We start from the raw sequence: 16,901 nt of genomic DNA on the forward strand, positions 1-16,901 counted from the left end.
CACGTCTCGTACGGTCAAGTCGCCAGAGGTATGACAGCCACTGGACGGTCAGACCGGTGAAGCAGGGTGCGAGCGACCCGGCCGAGGTGGGTGCCGAGATGACTGCGGCGACGATGCGCTCCAACGATGATCAGATCCGCAGCGGCCGAGCGCCGGACCGGAGTTTTTGCGGCCGTTCCCTCGATCGCCACCGCGTGCAGCCGGACCGTCGGGTGATCGCGCACGGCGTCCACCACCGCGAGGTCGATCGGAGTCGCCGCGCGTTCCTTGCGGTAGAGGTGCGGCTCACCGGCAGTACGAGGATGATCGGCGCGATTGCGCGGCGGGCAGCGACAGGCATGTACGGCGTCCAGGACACAGTCCCTTGCTCCGGCCTCACGGAAGGCGAACCGGACCCCCACCGATCCTCCCCCCGGTTCCTTGACACCGATGAGGATCCGCCCATGCGTGCCTTCGATGCCGGCGTTGTCGCCGGGCACGACGATGACGGGGCAAGGGTGCGACGCGGCCACGGCGAGGCTGACGGAGCCGAGCAGGAGTCCGGTGACTCCGCCGTGGCCTCGTTCCCCGGTGATCAGCGCCTCGGCGTTGTGTCCCTCATGCAGGAGGGCGGTCACCGCGTCCCCGGCAGCACCTCGGCCGTGACGTCGACGTCCGGATGACGGCGGCGGGCGCGCTCAGTCCGTGGAAGGCGTGGTCGGCGTGGAGTGCCGGCTCGAAGGAGTGGCATCCGGCTGACTCCGGGAAGGGACTGTTCCCGCCGAGGAGCCCATCCGGTCCCGTCGAGGGACGAACGGCCCATACGTACGGGCAACGGTCCGCTCCATCCTGAAGACATCAACCGTTCCCGCCTCCCCGGGAGACCCGCGATGCCAGCCAAAGCGCTCGACGACACGACGCTGAACGGCCTCGTCGCCGATGCCACCGCCGCCCCGTCCATGCACAACGCCCAGCCCTGGCAGTTCCGCTACGGGCGCGGCAGCCGGACCCTCACCCTCCTGGCTGACCTCGACCGCGCGATGCCGGAGGCCGACCCCGACACCCGAGCACTGCACGTGGGCTGCGGCGCGGCCCTGCTGAATCTGCGGGTTTCCGCCGCTCACCGCGGCCTGGAGGCGGTCACCGCACTGCTGCCCGTCCCCTCGGCCCCGACCGTACTGGCCCACGTCCGGCTCGACAGTCACCCCGACGCCCCACGGAAGCCCGAGGACGAAGCCCTCGCCGCTCTTCACCCCGCCATACGGGAACGGCACACCAGCCGCTATCCGTTCGACGAACAGACGATCCCCGAGGACATCCGCGGGCGCTTCGCCGACGCGGCCCGCGCCGAGGGCGCGGACTTCGCGTTCCTGACCCCGATGCATCTGGAGACCGTGCTCGAACTGATCCAGGACGCCGAGGGATACGACCGCAGGGACCCGGCACGCGAAGCCGAGCAACGGCACTGGACCCGGGACACGAAAACCGAGGCGCCCGTCGACGGAATTCCGGACTACGCCTTCGGCCCCCGCGACGCCTCCGAACGGGCGACCGTGCGCGATTTCGCGGGCACCGCCGTCTTCGCGGGCCGGGCCCGCGTCCTGTTCGAGAACCGGCCCCAACTCGCTCTGCTGAGCACTCCGGGCGACCGTCCCGAAGACTGGCTGCGCGCCGGTCAGGCCCTGGAACGCGTCCTGCTCACCGCCACACTCCACGCGGTGTCCACCTCCTTCGCGACGCAGCCCCTCGAATGGCCGGACCTGCGATGGATCCTGCGCGACCCCGTCTTCGGCACGGGACACGCGCAGATGATCGTCCGCCTGGGTTACGGGCCCACAGGACCGCGTACGCCACGTCGCCCCCTCGAACAGGTACTGACGATCGAGCCGTAGAAACGATCGAAACCCAGCAGGAACCCGAGCAGGAAGGGCGGTGGGAGCTTCGCAGGTCCCCACAGTCGTCGGAGTGGACGGGTCGGAAGGCAGATGGTCGTCCTCGGCTCCCGGGGCCGGATCGCCGGGATGCTCCTCGGATCCGTCAGCCTCGCCCTCGCGAACCGGTCGCATCGCCCGGTTGTCGTCATCCCGGCGATGGCACCGAGCGCTCAGCCGAAGCCGGGGCGCGTCGTCGTCGGGATCGGCGATGCCGAGAGGCCGACAGCAGCCGCCCGTTTCGCACTGGACCAGGCGGTATCGCGCCGCGGCGAGCTGACCGCCGTACGGGCCTCGCGCTGCCTCGCCCATGAGGCTGCGGACCATCCGGTGACTCGGCCTGCCTGACGGCAAAGGTTCCACCGTCATCCAACGGTGTAGGGCCGCATCATTTCGTTGTCCTCGTGTTCGAGCATGTGACAGTGCCAGACGTACCGGCCCGTCCGGTCGAATGTCGCCTTCAGCCTCGTCACGGCACCCGGGTAGGCGACTGCTGTGTCCTTGAACCCGCTCTCCCACGGCTCGGCAGGCCGGGCGGCACGGCCGGCCTGTTGCCGGTCGAGGACCTGGAACTGGACCTCGTGGATGTGGATCGGGTGGGCATCCTTCGTGAGATTGTGAATCTCCCAGATCTCGGTCGCACCCAGGGCCGGATTCTCCGTGACGGGGTCGTCCCAGCGCATGGGCACAGCGGCTCCGTTTCGATCCAGGGTGCCGAGCAGCATGTGCCGGGATCCGACGTGCGGCAGCGATGCGGAGTTCTGCTCGCTGAGGGAAAGCTGCCGGATGCGGCTTGCCTTCCCCAATGGCTCGAACGACGGAAGCGACAGTCGGGAGGGTGGCACGGTCGTGTCCGGTGTGGTGAGCGCTTCGACCACGAGCTTCATGACCTGCCCGGTGGTGGCCGGGTCCGCCGGGGAGAAGTCCGTACCCGTCTTCCCGCCCTGGAATGCTTTGTCGGGGCCCTCGTTGATGAGATACAACTCGGTCCCGACCGGGAGTGACGCGAAGTCAACGATCACGTCGGCGCGCTCGGCGGGGGCGATGAGCACCTGGTCTCGTCGTACCGGCGCCGAGAGGAAACCTCCCTCGCTGCCGATGTACCAGAAGGGGAGGGCGGGGGCCGCGGGCCTGTGGGCGAGTGGGCGGGTGACGATCTTCAGGATCAGGTACCGCGAGTTGCATCCGTTGAGAAGCCGGAACCGGTAGCGGCGCGGTTCGACTTGAAGGGCCGGCCAGGTTCTCCCGTTGGTCACCATCGTGTTGCCGAAGAACTCGGGGTTCCAGATCGGAGGGATATCGCTGCCCGGGATGTAGGGGCCCCTGAATCCGTCGAAGGCAGCGCGTCCGGCCGGGTAGAAGAGGCTGCCGTCGACGTGGAACGAGCGGTCCTGGATGGCGAGAGGGATCTCGTAATACTTCCGGCCGGGCGGATCACCGGGCCGGGGTGCGGGACCGGGCAACACTCCGCCGGGAAGGTCCGCAGGTCCGCCTCGCAGAAGGTAGAATCCCGCCAGTCCGGCGTAGACATTCAGCCGCGTGACACCCAGTGCGTGATCGTGGAACCAGAAAGTCGAGGCTCTCTCCGCATTGCCATACTGGAATACGGCGTCCCCCCGGCCCCAGGTGTCGCCGAACCGGTCTTCGAACTTTTCCTTGAACTCCTCGTAGAACGAGCCGACTTCAGCGTATCCCGCGGGAAGGTCGACCGCGTCGGGAAGGTACCAGGCTTCGGTGTAGCCGTCGCTCTCCTCCGAGTTCCGCCCGCCATGCAGGTGCGTCACGATCGGCACCGGGCCCGAGTACGGTCCGGGTGTCGAGCGGAATCCGGGACGTGAGTCCCGGGCCGACGCTCCGCCCGGAGGGTTCGCCCAGTGCAGTGTGGGGTCGACCGGCAGCAGGTGCGGCCGGTAACGGCCTTTGCGATCACGCAGTTGGTTCTTCCACGTCACCCGCACAGGCGTTCCGAAGCGGGCCTCGACGGTGCACGCGGGATAGTGGAAGCTGCTCGGATGCAGAGTTGAGCCGTACCCCCACACGGTCGTCGCCGGCAGGCCGGAGGGCAGCACCTGCTGCTGGAACTGTCGCACGCCGATCACGTAGTGGTCGATGCGATCAGCGACGCCGCCCCCGGCCTGCGGCATGACGGGCGGGACGACGAGCGGCGTGACGTACTTGTCCACCTTTCGCGGATCCAGAAGGCCCCCACCGGCCGGCGCCCAGAGCCGGGGAGCCACGTAACCGGCCGGAAGGAGCGCGAGCATTCCGCCGGCCGCTGCCTGCACGACACGCCGCCTCGTGACCACCCGCGCCCTCCAGCACTCGTCGGGCTGACTCCAGCCCTGCTGTCTGCTCCAGCTCTGCTCGTCGGTGCCCCGAGACCGCCAACAAGTACCGGGCATCATCAGGTTGCCGCAGACGGTAAATCAGTGCGTTGCTGGATTACTCCGGACGAGGAATCTCTCGACCACCGCCGACGGCAGCCAAGTCGTCGTCGGCGGATGTGGACGTGCTGCGCAGGCAGCGACAGACAGTGGCCGGATCTTCCAGCGGCCGGTTGAGCGCGATGCCAACTAAAAACCCGCTACCCGACCCACAACCGCCAAGACCGTCCCGCACACCCTCCTGCCCCTGCGCTCACCACCTCAGGCCGTTGACCAGCGGGAATGAAGTAGTACGGCTCGGGTACTAAAGCGGACTTCCGGGAACCGGTTTGTCCGCTTGCGCGGCGAGGCCGGCGATGAAGGCGTCGATGCCGAAGGTGAAGCGGTCGTCCTGGGTTCCGGCCATGAGCGCGTCGGCGTGTTTGATCAGGAAGGGAAAGCGTGTGGGTGATGTGGAGGCGAAGGCCTGGCCGACTCTGGCGAGGAACTGGGCTGCGCGGAGTTCCTCGGGGTCGCGGCCGCTGTCGTCACTGAAGCGTGTGCGTTTGAGATACGCATCGTAGACGGTGCTTGCGACGTAGACGGAGATGGTGTCGAGGGCCCACGCGGCGGAGTGGGGTGGGACGCCTGACTCGATCATGCTCTTGAGCAGTGCCTCGACGGCGTCAAACATCCTCAGGCTGCTGGGAATGTGCGCGAACGTCAGCCGAGCCAGGCCGGTGTGGCCGGCGAGGAGGTCGCGGCTCGTGTGGGCGTGGTTGCGCACCATGCTCTTCCAGTCCTCGCCGTCAGGTATCGGCATCTGGTCGAGAACCCGGTCGAGAACGGCGTGCAGCAGCGCGTCCTTGTTGTCGAAGTAGGCGTAAAGACTCGCGGGGCCGGTATCGAACTCTGCCGCGACGCGCCGCATCGAGACTTCGTCGACGCCTTCGGCGTCGATGATCTGGAGGGCCACCTGGACGATCGCATCCCGGCTGAGGATGCGGTGGCGCCGCCGGGCTGAGGCGCGAGTGGGTGAGTCGACCGAGCGCGCCGTCCGGCCGGATGGTTTCTGGGGGGCCATCTTCGCGATCAACGTGCCGGTCGGCGTGCTCGCCGGTCTAGTCGGCCTCGTACTTCTCCCGGCGTCCCGGCCCGGTCGCGGGTACCGGGTCGATCTCGTCGGCGGCACGATTGCCTCGGTGGCCATGGTTGTGCTGATCTATCCGCTCATCCAGGGGCGCGAACTCGGCTGGCCGTGGTGGACCTACCTGTTGATGGTCGGCGGCCTCGGGCTGTTCGGTGCGTTCGGACTCGTCGAGCGTTCCCGGGAGCGGCGGAGCAGGAGCACGTTGATCGCGCCGTCGCTGTTCTCCAAGCCGGCGTTCACGGCGGGTCTGGCGACCGGGCTGATGCTCTTCGGTGCGCTGATGGGCTGTTCGGTGGTGTTCGCGCTGCTGGTCCAGCTCGGTCTCGGCTATTCCCCGTTCAAAGCGGGTCTGGCGACGCTGGCGCAAGCCCTCGGAATGATCGTCGGCTTCGTCGTGTCCCGGCCGCTGAACGTCCGGCTCGGTCGTCGGCTGATGTTCCTCGGCGAGGCGATGACCGCGGCGGGCTTCGGTTGCTTCGCGCTCACACTGCACCTGGCCGGCGACACGATCGGGATCGTCTCGATGGCACCTGCTCTGGGCCTGCTGGGTGTGGGGATGGGACTGACGATGGCTCCGTTCTTCAACATCGTGCTCGCCGGTGTGGATGCCCGCGAAGCCGGTTCCGCCTCCGGCGCGTTGACCTCGGTGCAGCAGTTGGGCGGAGCGTTCGGCGTCGCCGTGCTCGGCACGACCTTTTTTCACTTCCTGAGCGCGTCCACGGCAGCCACGCGCATCGGGGCGTTCCGCGAGGCCACCTCGACGGCGATGTACCTGAGCGCCGGTCTCATCCTGGCCGCGTTCGTGCTCACCTTCCTACTGCCACGCCACGCCCAGAACGCCCCGGATCAGTGAGAGACGCGATCCGCCGGAGACGCGACCGGTGGCCACGCCGAAAAGACGCGGGCCGGACGCGTATATCCGGAGGCCTGCACGGCAGTAAAGACACCTGCGCGCCCGTTCTTGGGGCGCGGCGGGACGGACAACGCCCCTAACGCTCTCAAGGAGGAGGAACGGCATGACTGTGAGGACATACAGAGCTCAGGTGGCCGGGCAGTTCGACCGGCCCGGCCCGCCGGTCCGTACACGGCTGCTCGATGAGTAGTCCGAACACGACCTACGGTCTGCGGCCTTCAGCGAAAAAGGAACGTTCACGTATACGCCGACCCTGACCAGATTCACGTTCCGCTACCTCATTGGAATCGATGCGGACACCGCTGTCGAGGCCGACGACCTTGCCGCAGTGGAAGCCGAGGTCAGAGCCTCCGGGTGCACGCCCAGTTCGGCGGCGAGCCGCTTGATCTGCGGCTTCGGATCGGAGGCGCGAGACATCCGTACCGACACGATCACACACTGTTCGGAGCCGTCCCAGCGGACACCCTCGACCACCGTGTTTACGACCGTCAGGGTCCGCTTCCATATGCTGAAGGTAGACACGCCGTTTCCTTGCAAGATCAAGCTTGTGACTAGACACCTCAAGCCTTGCAGGAAACGGCGTGTTTCATGTATCAGCGCAGGTCACAGCACCCACACATACGGCAGGAGAGCCCCAAAAATCCTCGTCACAACCGCTCAGCGGCGTACGCGCGGCATCCCCAGGCCGATCCACGAGATGATTTCCCGCTGTATCTCGTTGTTGCCACCTCCGAAGGTGAAGATGACGGCGGACCGGTATCCCCGTTCGAGTTCGCCGTGCAGGACGGCACTCGCCGAGCCTTCCTTGAGCGGTCCGGCCGAGCCGAGGATCTGCATCAAGCCAGGCGTAGGCGTCGCGGCGCGCCTCCGAGCCGTAGACCTTGACGGCGGAGGCGTCCTGCGGGGTGAGGGTGGAGCGCTGGACGGCGGAGACCATCTGCCAGTTGAGGAGCTTCATGGCGTCGAGCCGGGTGTGGGTCCGGGCAAGGAGGGCGCGGACCCAGCCGAGGTCGATGACCCGGCGCCCGTCGGCGAGCTCGGTGCCGGCGGCCCAGCGCTGCACGTTGTGGAGGGCGCGGATGGCCATGGTGCCGTGGGCGGCGAGGGTGACGCGCTCGTGATTGAGCTGGTTGGTGATGAGCCGCCATCCCTTGTTCTCGTCGCCGACGCGGCGAGAGACGGGGACGCGGATGTTCTCGTAGTAGCTGGCGGTGGTGTCGTGCGAGGCGAGGGTGTTGATCAGGGTGCAGGAGTAACCGGGGTCGCTCGTAGGGACGAGCAGCATGGTGATGCCCTTGTGCGGCGGGGCGTCGGGATCGGTGCGGACGGCGAGCCAGACCCAGTCGGCGGTGTCGCCGTTGGTCGTCCAGATCTTCTGCCCGTTGACCACATATGTGTCGCCGTCGCGTACGGCGCGGGTCTTGAGAGCCGCGAGGTCGGTGCCCGCGTCGGGTTCGCTGTAGCCGATCGCGAAGTCGATCTCGCCTGACAGGATCTTCGGCAGGAAGTACGCCTTCTCTTCGTCCGTGCCGAACTCCATGATCGTCGGACCGACGGTGTTGAGTGCCATCAGGGGCAGCGGTACGCCCGCCTGGGCCGCCTCGTCGAAGAAGATGAACTGTTCCATCGGGGACAGGCCCCGTCCGCCGTACTCCGTGGGCCAGCCGACGCCGAGCCAGCCGTCGGTGCCGAGGCGCCGGATCGTCTCGCGGTAGAAGCGTTTCTGGGCTGTGGGGTCGTCGTACCTGGCGTAGGCGTTGTCGGGGACGAGTCCGGCGAAGTAGGTGCGCAGCTCGGCGCGCAACTGCTTCTGTTCAGGCGTGTATTCGAGGTGCACGGCCCCTCCAGGAGTCTCGCGGTCGCGTCGCCCGTGTGCGGAGGGGCACACAGTAGAACGTGTTGCAAGAATCCGGAAGGGCCGCGGAGCCACACCCGGGGTGTCAGCGCTTGACGGCGCGCAGCACGACGAACTTCGGGTCGCCGGCGACGGTGGCGCAGTTGCCGAAGATCCGGCGCAGCTGCGTGTGGTACCCGAGGTGCCGGTTGCCGACGACCCACAGCTCGCCGCCCTGCCGCAGCACGGTCCGCGCCCCATGGAACATGTTCCGGGCGGTGGCGTCGGTGGTCGCAAGGTGCGAGTGGAACGGTGGATTGTTGAGCACCAGGTCCACACTGCCCGGGGCCAGGTCCGCCGTCCCGTCACCGACCAGAAAGCGGGCTTCGGCGTCGGCGCCGACATTGGCACGGAAGGTCGCCTCGGCGGAGGCGACCGCCTGGTAGGACTCGTCGATGAAGGTGACCGCCGCTCCGGGGTTGGCGAGCGCGGCAGAGGTGCCGACGACCCCGTTGCCGCAGCCCAGGTCCAGGACGTGGTCGTGGCCGGTGCGCTCGGGAAGATGGTTCAGGAAGAAGCGGGTGCCGATGTCGAGGCGCTCGGCGCAGAAGATCCCGGCGTGGTTGACCACGGTCCGGCCGGAGATCGCGCCGACGTCGCCGGGGAGCTCGTACCGGTACGGCCAGGGGCTGGGGGTGCGGGCCAGGGCCGGGTCCGGGGTGCAGAAGATCAGCCGAGCCTTCTTCACCGCGAGCGAGGTGCGGGTGGCGCCGATGATCCGCTCGAACAGTTTGAGGGTGGAGGTGTGGATCTCCTTCACCATGCCGGTGCCGATGACGACGGTTCCGGCGTGTACGGCGGGCGCGAGCCGGTGCAGCTGATCCTCCAGAAGCGCGAGGCTCTTGGGAACCCTCACGAGAAGGACGTCGATCCGGTCCGGCGGGGTGTCCCTGACCGACAGGAGACGTACGGCGTCCTCGTCGTGGCCGTTGCGGGCGAGGTTCGCCACGGTCGCACGCTGGGCGAGGTACGAGTCGGTGATCTGTACGGGGCGGTGCCCGGCCAGCACCGTGCTCAGGGCACCCCAGCGGTCGCCCACCACGACCACGGTGCCGGTCAGCTCGACCGGGGTCGCACCGTCGGCCCCCTCCAACTGCCGGAGCAGATATTCGTCGGCAGCGTCCCAGGCGCGGAACGGGTCGCGCGGGTGCTCGGGGTAGCGGGCGAGCTCGTAATCGCCCTTTGACGTCGTCAAACGGTTCATTGTGCCTTCAGGCTAGCCGAGCGGTGGGGAGCGCCCACACACTCCCCACCGCACCGGCCGCCCACTAAGGCAGCTGCTTTTCGATTGCCGCCCGGCCCTCTCGTGCCAGTCGGCGCTGTGCCCACTCCAGATTCTGCGGAGTCAGGTCCCGCCCGGAGGCGAGCACCAGGTCCTCTGCCGACGCGTTGTCGCTCCCGCCGGTGTGCAAGAGGCTGTCCGGGGTCACCCCCCGGGCCAGGGATACGGATACGGATTCGGGGTCTTCGCTCATACCGCCTCCTCGTCCTTGCGGCAATTCTCGCCCTGCGGCTGCAGGAGCGCATCCGAAGGCTCCACTCGACCTGCCCACGACAAGTGCGCAGCGTTCACTCCGTGACCACGGTGCGTGTGGAAGGGTCCCGCTGACCGCGTACCACACGACCACCACGGCGCCGCCCCACCCTGTGACGGCGTCGCGCTGCCGCATGCCCCGGAGAGGACACTCCACATGTCCCGTCGCCGCCTTCGCTACCGGCGCCCCTTGCTTGCCACCCTCGCCGCGTTCGCGGTGCTACACGACCGGTGTCCGCTCCTGTGCGCTGCACATATGGCTGGGGGGAACGGGGTCGGTGAGATGGTCGGCATCTGCGCCCCGCCGGCATCCAGCGGTCGCAACGGCAGCGGAAACGCGTCCGAGATTGCCGGGCCCGGCATTGCCAGGTCCTACCAGGTCCGGCAACCCTAGGGGCGACTCCGGAACGGGCGTCAGGCGCGTTCCGAACCTCACCTGACCGGAAAGCGGAGCGGACTCATGGCGTGGGTGGTAGGAACGGGCATGCTCATGGGTCTGCTGGCGATCGCATCGGGGATCGTGACGCTCCGCACCGGGTGGATCCTGCCCATGGCACGCCGCCACTGCTTGAGCTCGGTGTTGGCGTGCTCAACGTGGATCCGTGCCGAGGACTGGCGGCGCCGCTGCTCGCGCCAGGCGTGCTGCTCGCCCAGCGGAGCGGGAGGGGCACTAGGGTGCGGGCATGATCTCGCATAGCTACCTCTCCGAACTCTTCTCGCTGGACGGCCGGGTCGCCGTGGTGACGGGCGGGAGTTCCGGCATCGGCCGAGCCATCGCCGGGGCTCTAGCGCGAGCGGGGGCGAGCGTGGTGATCGTGGCGCGCAAGGAGTCGGAACTGGCCGCCACGGTCGACGACCTGGCGGCGGACGGCTGCCGGGCCGCCTGGGTGAGCGCCGACCTGGGCACCCGTGACGGGGTGCGCGCGGCGGCGGAGCAGGCAGCCGAGGTGTTCGGGGAGCCCGACATTCTCGTCAACAGCGCCGGGATCAACCTGCGGCCGCCGATGGGCGAGCTGGGCGACGATGTGTGGGACGCCACGATGGCGGTGAACCTCGAGGCGCCCTACTTGTTGGGCCAGCGGTTCGGGCCCGGCATGGCCGAGCGGGGCTTCGGGCGGATCATCCATATCACCTCCCAGCAGGCGCACCGGGCGTTCGTCCAGAGCGGCGCCTACGGGGTTTCCAAAGGGGCGCTGGAGTCGCTGGCCCGCTCTCAGGCGGAGGCATGGTCGCCACACGGCGTCACCTGCAACACGCTGGTGCCCGGCTTTGTCATGACCCCGCTCAATGCGCGGTTGTCGTCCGACCCGGAGAAGGTGGCGGCGCTGGCCGCGCGCACGATGGTCGGGCGCAACGGCCTGGCCGAGGACTTCGCCGGCGCGGCGGTGTTCCTGGCGGGCCGCGCATCCGGCTACGTCACCGGGCAGGCGATCTTCGTCGACGGCGGGTTGTCCGTTCATTGAGCGCAACACCGCATGAAATCCGAACGAGGGGCGGACTGTACGTCGCCAGGGCGAACCGGGCCGGTCCCGCGGCGATCAGACCACCCGACACCCCGCTCCTGGCGGGCAGCCCCACCCGCAGCAGCCAGTCGCCCGACGCGTCGTACATGCCGCACGTCACCATCACGGCCAGCACATGCGCGGCGACCGTTTCCTCGACGACCGTCTCACCGGTGAGCGGGTTCACCCCGCCGTGCGCGAGCGTCGCGGCCATAGCGGCGCGGTCCAGGGCCGCGCCCCGCACCGCGCACGCCCGGAAGTAGGTCTCCACCGGGCGCGAGGGCCTAGACGAATGGTTTCGAAACCGATTGCATGGTGAACGGGACGTCGGCCTCACCGGCGCTGTAGCGGTGGCCGTCCATGCTGATCAGCGCCAATCCGAAGGCGTCCGGGTCGGCCAACGCCAACTGGGGGATATAGTCGATGAGTTACCCGACCCACTCCCCCGCGAAGCGGCTGCGCAGTTCCCGCAGGACGTCCGTCACTGCATCGGCGGCGGCGCTCACCTCGCCCCCGTCGTCAGCTGCGCTCGGCCTGGGCGATCCGGGGGAACGACTTGACGCCCGCTGCCTTACGGCTGTTCGCGTGCTCGCTGACCGTCCTGCCGGGCGGGGCGTCCGTGAAGCCGAGCACCACGGAGTCGAGGACCTTGCCCGACGCATCGACGAACTCCACCCGGACCGCGTAGAACGCCGGCTTGTCGGTGGGGTTGGTGACGCGGACCAGGGCGCTTCGGAACTGCTCGGACTTCGCGACCGGCAGCCCGGTCACCGACACGTCCTTCACGGCGTTCCCCTGCCCGTGGACCCCTGCGAGCTGCTTGGCCGCCCGCTGCCTGTTGCGTTCAACCTCGGCCGAGACCGAGGCCGCGAATGACTCCTGGGTACGCGGCGAGGCGCTCGCGGACGGCGACTCGGCCGGGCCCGGGGACACCGTACGGGTACTCCTGACCGTGCCCGGCGTGGTGCCGGAGCCGCCGCAGGCGGCGGTGCCGGCGGCGACCACTGCGGCCAGCAGGGCGGGGGTCAGGCGGCGGACGGTGCGGCCGCCGAGGGTGCGCCGCAGGGGGCGGGACTGGTTCACGGACACTCCGGGTCTGCTCGGGAAAGTGGGTCGACGGCAATCGGCAGGACGGGGGGACGCACCGGGCGAACCGGATGCGCCGGGCTCCTCCACTCGGGTCACTCGGCTTCGTCGCCGAAGACCTCGCGGAGCCGCGCCTCGCTGAGGGTGTCCAGGTTGCTGTGGAGGAGCTCGGCGCCGCCACCGGGGAGCGCGTCGCTGATCCGGTCCGGAACCTCGTCGGTGGTCAGCAGGAACAGCGCCGAAGTGCCGGGCGTCACCTGCTTCTTGACCTCGGCGATGAAGTCGTCGTCGATGCCGACGTCAGCGAGCTTGCCACCCAGCGCCCCGGCCGCCGCGCCGATGGCCGCACCGAGCAGCGGCATCAGGAAGATCAGCCCGAAGAGCATCCCCCAGAACGTGCCGCTCAGGGCACCCGCACCGACCAGGTTGAGCAGCTGCTTGGTCTTCGGCTTGGCCTTGTCGGCCGGCCAGCTGACCACCGCGGCGTCCAGGATCTTGATCAGCCCCTCCTTCTGCAGGGACTTGAGCGTGGTCTCCACCTCCTCCGCGCCCTCGGCCGACTGGAACTTCCACACGGTGAGCGTGGACATCGCGCATCCCTCCTGAGGCAAGGTCAAGCAATTCGCTCATATTAGGATCAAAAGGTATGAATTGACTCGTCGAAATCGTCCGCTCTGCACGGGAGTGGGCGTAACCCCCGGAGGGAACTATGGATACGGACGCCCTGACCGCCGGCCTGCTGCAGGAGCTGCGAGCGCCCAAGCCCTATCCGGCTGTGTCCCTGACCATGCCGACGCACCGACAGGCTCCGGACAACGCCCAGGACGCCGTACGGCTGCGCAACCTGCTCTCCGAAGCCGAACGGCGGCTCGATGCCGATCCCTCGGTGTCCCGGGAGGCCAGGGCGGCCATCAAGACGCAGCTCGCCCGCGCGGTCGACGAGGTGGACACGCGTCGCAGGCTCGACGGTCTGGTCGTCCTGGCCACGGCGGACGAGCATCAGATCTGGCTGCTCCCCCGTACGGCGCCCGAACGGGTGGTCCTGAGCGACACCTATCTGACCCGGAACCTGGTGGCCGCGAAGGCCCTGGCCGAACCGTACTGGGCACTGACCGTCGCAGCCGACCACGCCACACTGTGGAGCGGAACGGCCGACTCCGTGCACCAGGAGAAGACCGGCGGGTTTCCGCTGACGGTTCCGCAGGAGAAGCCGAACCCGCAGCGCGAGGAGCAGATCGGGGACACCCCGAGCACGTTCTCCGACGAGGAGACGCGCATCTTCCTGCGCTCCGTCGACGAGAAGCTGCGTGCCGTCCTGGCCGCCGATCCGCGACCGATGTACCTGGTCGGTCTCGCCCCGGCCCTCGCCCTGCTGGACGAGGTCGGCGGGACCACCAAGCCGGCGGCCGGCCGGGTCACGAAGGGGGTGCCGGCCGATCTGTCGCCGAGCAACTTCCTCAAGGAGCTCGCACCCGCTCTCGGCAAACGCCGGGCGGAGGCCGCCGCGGAGGTCGCGGCCAGGCTCGACGACGCCCGCGGCCGCCGTGCCTACGCAGGTGGTCTCGACGAGGTGTGGGCAGCAGTACGGGAGGGGCGGGCCGCGCTCGTCGCGGTGGAGGAGCAGTTCCAGCAGACCGTACGGGTCACGGACGAGCACCTGGAGCCGATGCCCGCGGACGCCGTGGGCACAGCCGACGGGACGATCCGCGAGGACATCGTCGACGAACTGGTCGAGGCGGCGCTGGACAGCGGCGCCGACGTGGTGTTCCTCGCCGACGACTCGCTGGCGGAGCACGGACGGATCGCGGCAGCTCTGCGCTACTGAGCGGGAGTCGCTGAGCAGCGGGAGCTCCCTCTGTGAACAGGGCCGGTGCGGGCGCGGCGGTACGCGGGACGGCGGACAGCCTCCGGTCGGCGGGCCGCAGCGCCCTCGCCGCTTCGAGGGCGGAGAAGGCCGGGGGGGCCACCCGCGGCGCGCCCAGCGACGGCGCCCCTTCGGGCCCCCGACGGCGGAGACCAGGCCCCGGTGGGCGGCTGGGCTGTGATCGCGGCGCCACGCACGGCTGGGCGGACGAGAACATGCGCGGCTGCCCGGGCCGCCGCAAGGCCCCGTACCGGGGCGATCCGATGCGTGCCCCGGGAGCCGCTGGGACACTGGAGAGGGCGCCCCAGACCCCCGTCCCGCAGAGATACAGCCCCCGGGAGAGGAAGTGACCGCACCATGACACCCGGATCCAGTGCCAGACGTGTGCGGCAGTACGAACACATCAAGGAGAGTGCTCAGGAGCGCGGAGTGAGTGAGGAGCGGGCCGAGGAGATCGCGGCGCGCACGGTGCACAAGGAGCGTGATCGCTCCGGCGAGTCGAGGACCGCGAGCGATCTGTTCGTCCATGACCTCTCGTCCGCGCGGCGCGGCGGTCCGGGCTCCCCCGGCGGAGCCGAACGCCCCACCCGCGACCAGCTCTACGAAGAGGCCAGGAAGAAGAACGTCAAGGGACGCTCGAACATGACGAAGTCCCAACTGGCCAGGGCGGTCGGCCGCTGAGCGCTCGCCCCTGTCGGTCGGAATTCGCCTCGGCGTCCGTCCGGACAGGGCGTTGCCGGCGGTCCCAGGTCCAGTCGGCCACCTCGGGCAGGTTTGTGCCGTGTTCACGGATCCACGCGTGGTGGCGGGTGCGCTCATCCGCCACCGCCTGGCGCACGGCCTCGGCGCGGACACCGCGTCCGGGAACCCGGTCGATGACGTCCGTGGCCGGCTGGTAGCAGTCGAGGTCGCTGCGGACGGCCATGTCGAACGGAGTGGCCGACAGCCCGACGTCGGACAGGTCGGATGCCCCTGCCGGAGCAGAGGCGTCCGGTGCACGGGCCTCGTCCGTGCGGGCGTCGCTCGTGTGCGTCTCCTCGACAGGGTCGGTCGCAGGCGGTACGGGCCGGCGTCACGGGGCGGCTATGCGGACCGGCTTCCCTCCGTCTCGGGGCCGTACCAGACCGTCGTGGCATTGCAGAACTCGCGAATCCCGTGCCCGGAGAGCTCCCGCCCGTAGCCGGAGCGCTTCACTCCGCCGAAGGGCAGTGCGGGGTGGGAGGCCGTCATGCCGTTGAAGAAGACACCGCCCGCCTGCAGATCACGCACGCACTGACGGCTGTCGTCGGCGTCACGTGTCCATACGTTGGAACTGAGACCGAAGGGGGTGTCGTTGGCCAGGGCCACGGCCTCGTCCAGGTCGGCGGCCCGGTACAGCGTGGCGACGGGCCCGAAGGTCTCCTCGCGGTGGATCCGCATGGCCGGGGTGATCGCGCTGAGGACGGTGGGGGCGTAGAACCAGCCGCGGTCCAGCCTCGCGCCCAGGCCGGTGGGCCGAGTGCCACCGCAGAGCACGGTCGCACCCTGCCGTACGGCGTCGTCCACCAGCTCCTCGATATCGGTGCGGCCCTGTTCGCTGGCGAGGGGGCCGATGTCGGTGGACTCCTGCTGCGGGTCGCCGACCTTCAGAGCGCGCATTCCCGCGGTGAACTCCTCGGCGAACTCGTCGTACACATCGGTGTGCACGATGAACCGTTTGGCGGCGATGCAGGACTGGCCGTTGTTCTGCACGCGGGCGGTCACCGCTGTACGGGCGGCCTGCCGCACATCTGCCGAGGGAAGGACGAGAAACGGGTCGCTGCCGCCCAGTTCCAGCACGGTGTGCTTCACCTCGTCGCCCGCGATCGCCGCGACCGCGCGGCCGGCCGGCTCGCTCCCGGTGAGGGTGGCGGCGACGACCCGGGGGTCACGCAGGATGGACTCGACCGCCCCGGACCCGACCAGCAGCGTCTGGAAGCAGCCTGCCGGGAAACCCGCCCGGCGGAACAGGTCCTCCAGGTACAGCGCGGTCTGCGGGACGTTCGACGCGTGCTTGAGCAGGCCGACGTTGCCCGCCATGAGCGCGGGGGCCGCGAACCGTACGACCTGCCAGAGCGGGAAATTCCACGGCATCACGGCGAGGACGGGGCCCAGCGGACGGTAGTGGACATAGGCCCGGGAGGCTCCGGCGTCGCCCACATCGCCGGCCGACGGATGCTCGTCCGCGAGAAGTCGCTCTGCGTTGGCCGCATACCAGCGCATGGCCTTGGCGCATTTCGCGGCCTCCGCACGGGCCGCCTTGACGGGCTTGCCCATTTCGGTGGTCATGGTGCGGGCGATGTCCTGCTGGTCCTCGTCGAGGAGGTCGGCGGCCCGGTTCAGCAGGCGGGCCCGTTCGGCGAACCCGGTCGTGCGGTACTCCCGGAACGTGATGTCCGCGGTCGCGAGCCTGCGTTCGATCTCCGCGGCTCCCAGTGCGTCGAACGTCTTGAGGGTCTCGCCGTTCGCGGGGTTGACCGTCGCGATGGGCATGACTGTGGCCTCCTTGCCTCGGTTCTTCGACCGTGCCTCGCCACGCCCCGTCGCGCAACGCGAGCCCTGGTGCGGGTAACCCGACCGGCGCGGGGGTGCGGGGGGGGGGCACGCAAACCCCCCCCGGGGGCCGCGCCCAAGAATGGCGGGAAGGCCCCCCATACCCGCCCGGTG

At 69.2% G+C, this 16,901-nt stretch carries 15 protein-coding genes and 3 pseudogenes; 6 read left to right on the forward strand and 12 right to left on the reverse strand.

Annotation, left to right across the window (positions count from 1 at the left end; all coding sequences use genetic code 11):
* Positions 1-14: 14 nt before the first annotated feature.
* Complete coding sequence (locus tag ACGFSA_RS24590; protein WP_393307608.1) at positions 15-617, reverse strand: universal stress protein; 603 nt, start codon at positions 615-617, stop codon at positions 15-17.
* A 252-nt stretch (positions 618-869) separates the two neighbouring features.
* On the opposite strand from ACGFSA_RS24590, the gene ACGFSA_RS24595 reads away from it, so the two are divergent.
* The gene (locus ACGFSA_RS24595) at positions 870-1,871 is read left to right on the forward strand and encodes an Acg family FMN-binding oxidoreductase (protein WP_393307610.1); all 1,002 of its coding nucleotides are present in this window, start codon (positions 870-872) and stop codon (positions 1,869-1,871) included.
* A gap of 93 nt (positions 1,872-1,964) precedes the next feature.
* The gene (locus ACGFSA_RS24600; RefSeq protein WP_393307612.1) at positions 1,965-2,258 is read left to right on the forward strand and encodes a universal stress protein; all 294 of its coding nucleotides are present in this window, start codon (positions 1,965-1,967) and stop codon (positions 2,256-2,258) included.
* Positions 2,259-2,275: 17 nt separating this feature from the next.
* Here the strand turns inward: ACGFSA_RS24600 and ACGFSA_RS24605 are convergent, their stop codons facing one another.
* Together ACGFSA_RS24605 and ACGFSA_RS24610 are read right to left on the reverse strand one after the other, a co-directional pair.
* Positions 2,276-4,195, reverse strand: coding sequence for a multicopper oxidase family protein (locus ACGFSA_RS24605; protein WP_393307614.1), 1,920 nt, complete (start codon positions 4,193-4,195; stop codon positions 2,276-2,278).
* Positions 4,196-4,598: 403 nt separating this feature from the next.
* Positions 4,599-5,249 carry a TetR/AcrR family transcriptional regulator gene (locus ACGFSA_RS24610; RefSeq protein ID WP_393307616.1) on the reverse strand — a complete coding sequence of 217 codons (651 nt, stop codon included), beginning with the start codon at positions 5,247-5,249 and terminating at the stop codon, positions 4,599-4,601.
* Between the two features lie 55 nt (positions 5,250-5,304).
* On the opposite strand from ACGFSA_RS24610, the gene ACGFSA_RS24615 reads away from it, so the two are divergent.
* Entirely contained in the window at positions 5,305-6,276 is a 972-nt protein-coding gene (locus ACGFSA_RS24615; RefSeq protein WP_393307618.1) for an MFS transporter, read from the forward strand.
* 333 nt (positions 6,277-6,609) lie between these two features.
* Here ACGFSA_RS24615 and ACGFSA_RS24620 read toward each other — a convergent pair whose 3' ends face one another.
* The 4 genes and pseudogenes from ACGFSA_RS24620 to ACGFSA_RS24635 form a co-directional block, all read right to left on the reverse strand.
* The gene (locus tag ACGFSA_RS24620) at positions 6,610-6,858 is read right to left on the reverse strand and encodes a hypothetical protein (RefSeq protein ID WP_393307620.1); all 249 of its coding nucleotides are present in this window, start codon (positions 6,856-6,858) and stop codon (positions 6,610-6,612) included.
* A 135-nt stretch (positions 6,859-6,993) separates the two neighbouring features.
* Positions 6,994-8,173, reverse strand: a pseudogene (locus ACGFSA_RS24625) (acyl-CoA dehydrogenase family protein).
* 103 nt (positions 8,174-8,276) lie between these two features.
* Positions 8,277-9,434 carry a methyltransferase gene (locus ACGFSA_RS24630; RefSeq protein ID WP_393307622.1) on the reverse strand — a complete coding sequence of 386 codons (1,158 nt, stop codon included), beginning with the start codon at positions 9,432-9,434 and terminating at the stop codon, positions 8,277-8,279.
* A gap of 64 nt (positions 9,435-9,498) precedes the next feature.
* Positions 9,499-9,705, reverse strand: a complete 207-nt coding sequence (locus tag ACGFSA_RS24635; RefSeq protein WP_358861364.1) for a hypothetical protein — start codon at positions 9,703-9,705, stop codon at positions 9,499-9,501.
* A gap of 742 nt (positions 9,706-10,447) precedes the next feature.
* On the opposite strand from ACGFSA_RS24635, the gene ACGFSA_RS24640 reads away from it, so the two are divergent.
* Positions 10,448-11,227, forward strand: coding sequence for an SDR family NAD(P)-dependent oxidoreductase (locus ACGFSA_RS24640; protein ID WP_393307625.1), 780 nt, complete (start codon positions 10,448-10,450; stop codon positions 11,225-11,227).
* Positions 11,228-11,252: 25 nt separating this feature from the next.
* Here the strand turns inward: ACGFSA_RS24640 and ACGFSA_RS24645 are convergent.
* The 3 genes and pseudogenes from ACGFSA_RS24645 to ACGFSA_RS24655 form a co-directional block, all read right to left on the reverse strand.
* Positions 11,253-11,772 (reverse strand): annotated as a pseudogene (locus ACGFSA_RS24645) (glutaminase); the annotation flags it as partial.
* Between the two features lie 13 nt (positions 11,773-11,785).
* Positions 11,786-12,349: a hypothetical protein gene (locus ACGFSA_RS24650; RefSeq protein ID WP_393307627.1), complete on the reverse strand. Its 564-nt coding sequence runs from the start codon at positions 12,347-12,349 to the stop codon at positions 11,786-11,788.
* A gap of 98 nt (positions 12,350-12,447) precedes the next feature.
* Complete coding sequence (locus ACGFSA_RS24655; protein WP_393307629.1) at positions 12,448-12,942, reverse strand: DUF1269 domain-containing protein; 495 nt, start codon at positions 12,940-12,942, stop codon at positions 12,448-12,450.
* Positions 12,943-13,061: 119 nt separating this feature from the next.
* Between ACGFSA_RS24655 and ACGFSA_RS24660 the strand changes: the two genes are divergently transcribed.
* Both ACGFSA_RS24660 and ACGFSA_RS24665 read left to right on the forward strand, forming a co-directional pair.
* Positions 13,062-14,177 carry a chemotaxis protein gene (locus ACGFSA_RS24660; protein WP_393307631.1) on the forward strand — a complete coding sequence of 372 codons (1,116 nt, stop codon included), beginning with the start codon at positions 13,062-13,064 and terminating at the stop codon, positions 14,175-14,177.
* A gap of 396 nt (positions 14,178-14,573) precedes the next feature.
* On the forward strand, positions 14,574-14,897 hold the full coding sequence (locus tag ACGFSA_RS24665; protein ID WP_393307633.1) for a plasmid stabilization protein: 324 nt from the start codon (positions 14,574-14,576) through the stop codon (positions 14,895-14,897).
* A 61-nt stretch (positions 14,898-14,958) separates the two neighbouring features.
* Here ACGFSA_RS24665 and ACGFSA_RS24670 read toward each other — a convergent pair.
* Together ACGFSA_RS24670 and ACGFSA_RS24675 are read right to left on the reverse strand one after the other, a co-directional pair.
* Positions 14,959-15,165 (reverse strand): annotated as a pseudogene (locus tag ACGFSA_RS24670) (hypothetical protein); the annotation flags it as partial.
* 134 nt (positions 15,166-15,299) lie between these two features.
* Positions 15,300-16,727 carry an NADP-dependent succinic semialdehyde dehydrogenase gene (locus ACGFSA_RS24675; RefSeq protein ID WP_393307635.1) on the reverse strand — a complete coding sequence of 476 codons (1,428 nt, stop codon included), beginning with the start codon at positions 16,725-16,727 and terminating at the stop codon, positions 15,300-15,302.
* Positions 16,728-16,901: the final 174 nt, after the last annotated feature.

The organism is Streptomyces sp. NPDC048496 (genome assembly GCF_043200055.1).
GTDB lineage: Bacteria > Actinomycetota > Actinomycetes > Streptomycetales > Streptomycetaceae > Streptomyces.

What these genes read in the sequence shown, in the direction of transcription:
- ACGFSA_RS24595 (WP_393307610.1), top strand. Translation starts at nt 870, where the DNA reads ATGCCAGCCAAAGCGCTCGACGACACGACGCTGAACGGCCTCGTCGCC.
- ACGFSA_RS24600 (WP_393307612.1), top strand. Translation starts at nt 1,965, where the DNA reads ATGGTCGTCCTCGGCTCCCGGGGCCGGATCGCCGGGATGCTCCTCGGA.
- ACGFSA_RS24630 (WP_393307622.1), bottom strand. Translation starts at nt 9,434, where the DNA reads ATGAACCGTTTGACGACGTCAAAGGGCGATTACGAGCTCGCCCGCTAC.
- ACGFSA_RS24635 (WP_358861364.1), bottom strand. Translation starts at nt 9,705, where the DNA reads ATGAGCGAAGACCCCGAATCCGTATCCGTATCCCTGGCCCGGGGGGTG.
- ACGFSA_RS24640 (WP_393307625.1), top strand. Translation starts at nt 10,448, where the DNA reads ATGATCTCGCATAGCTACCTCTCCGAACTCTTCTCGCTGGACGGCCGG.
- ACGFSA_RS24655 (WP_393307629.1), bottom strand. Translation starts at nt 12,942, where the DNA reads ATGTCCACGCTCACCGTGTGGAAGTTCCAGTCGGCCGAGGGCGCGGAG.
- ACGFSA_RS24660 (WP_393307631.1), top strand. Translation starts at nt 13,062, where the DNA reads ATGGATACGGACGCCCTGACCGCCGGCCTGCTGCAGGAGCTGCGAGCG.
- ACGFSA_RS24665 (WP_393307633.1), top strand. Translation starts at nt 14,574, where the DNA reads ATGACACCCGGATCCAGTGCCAGACGTGTGCGGCAGTACGAACACATC.
- ACGFSA_RS24675 (WP_393307635.1), bottom strand. Translation starts at nt 16,727, where the DNA reads ATGCCCATCGCGACGGTCAACCCCGCGAACGGCGAGACCCTCAAGACG.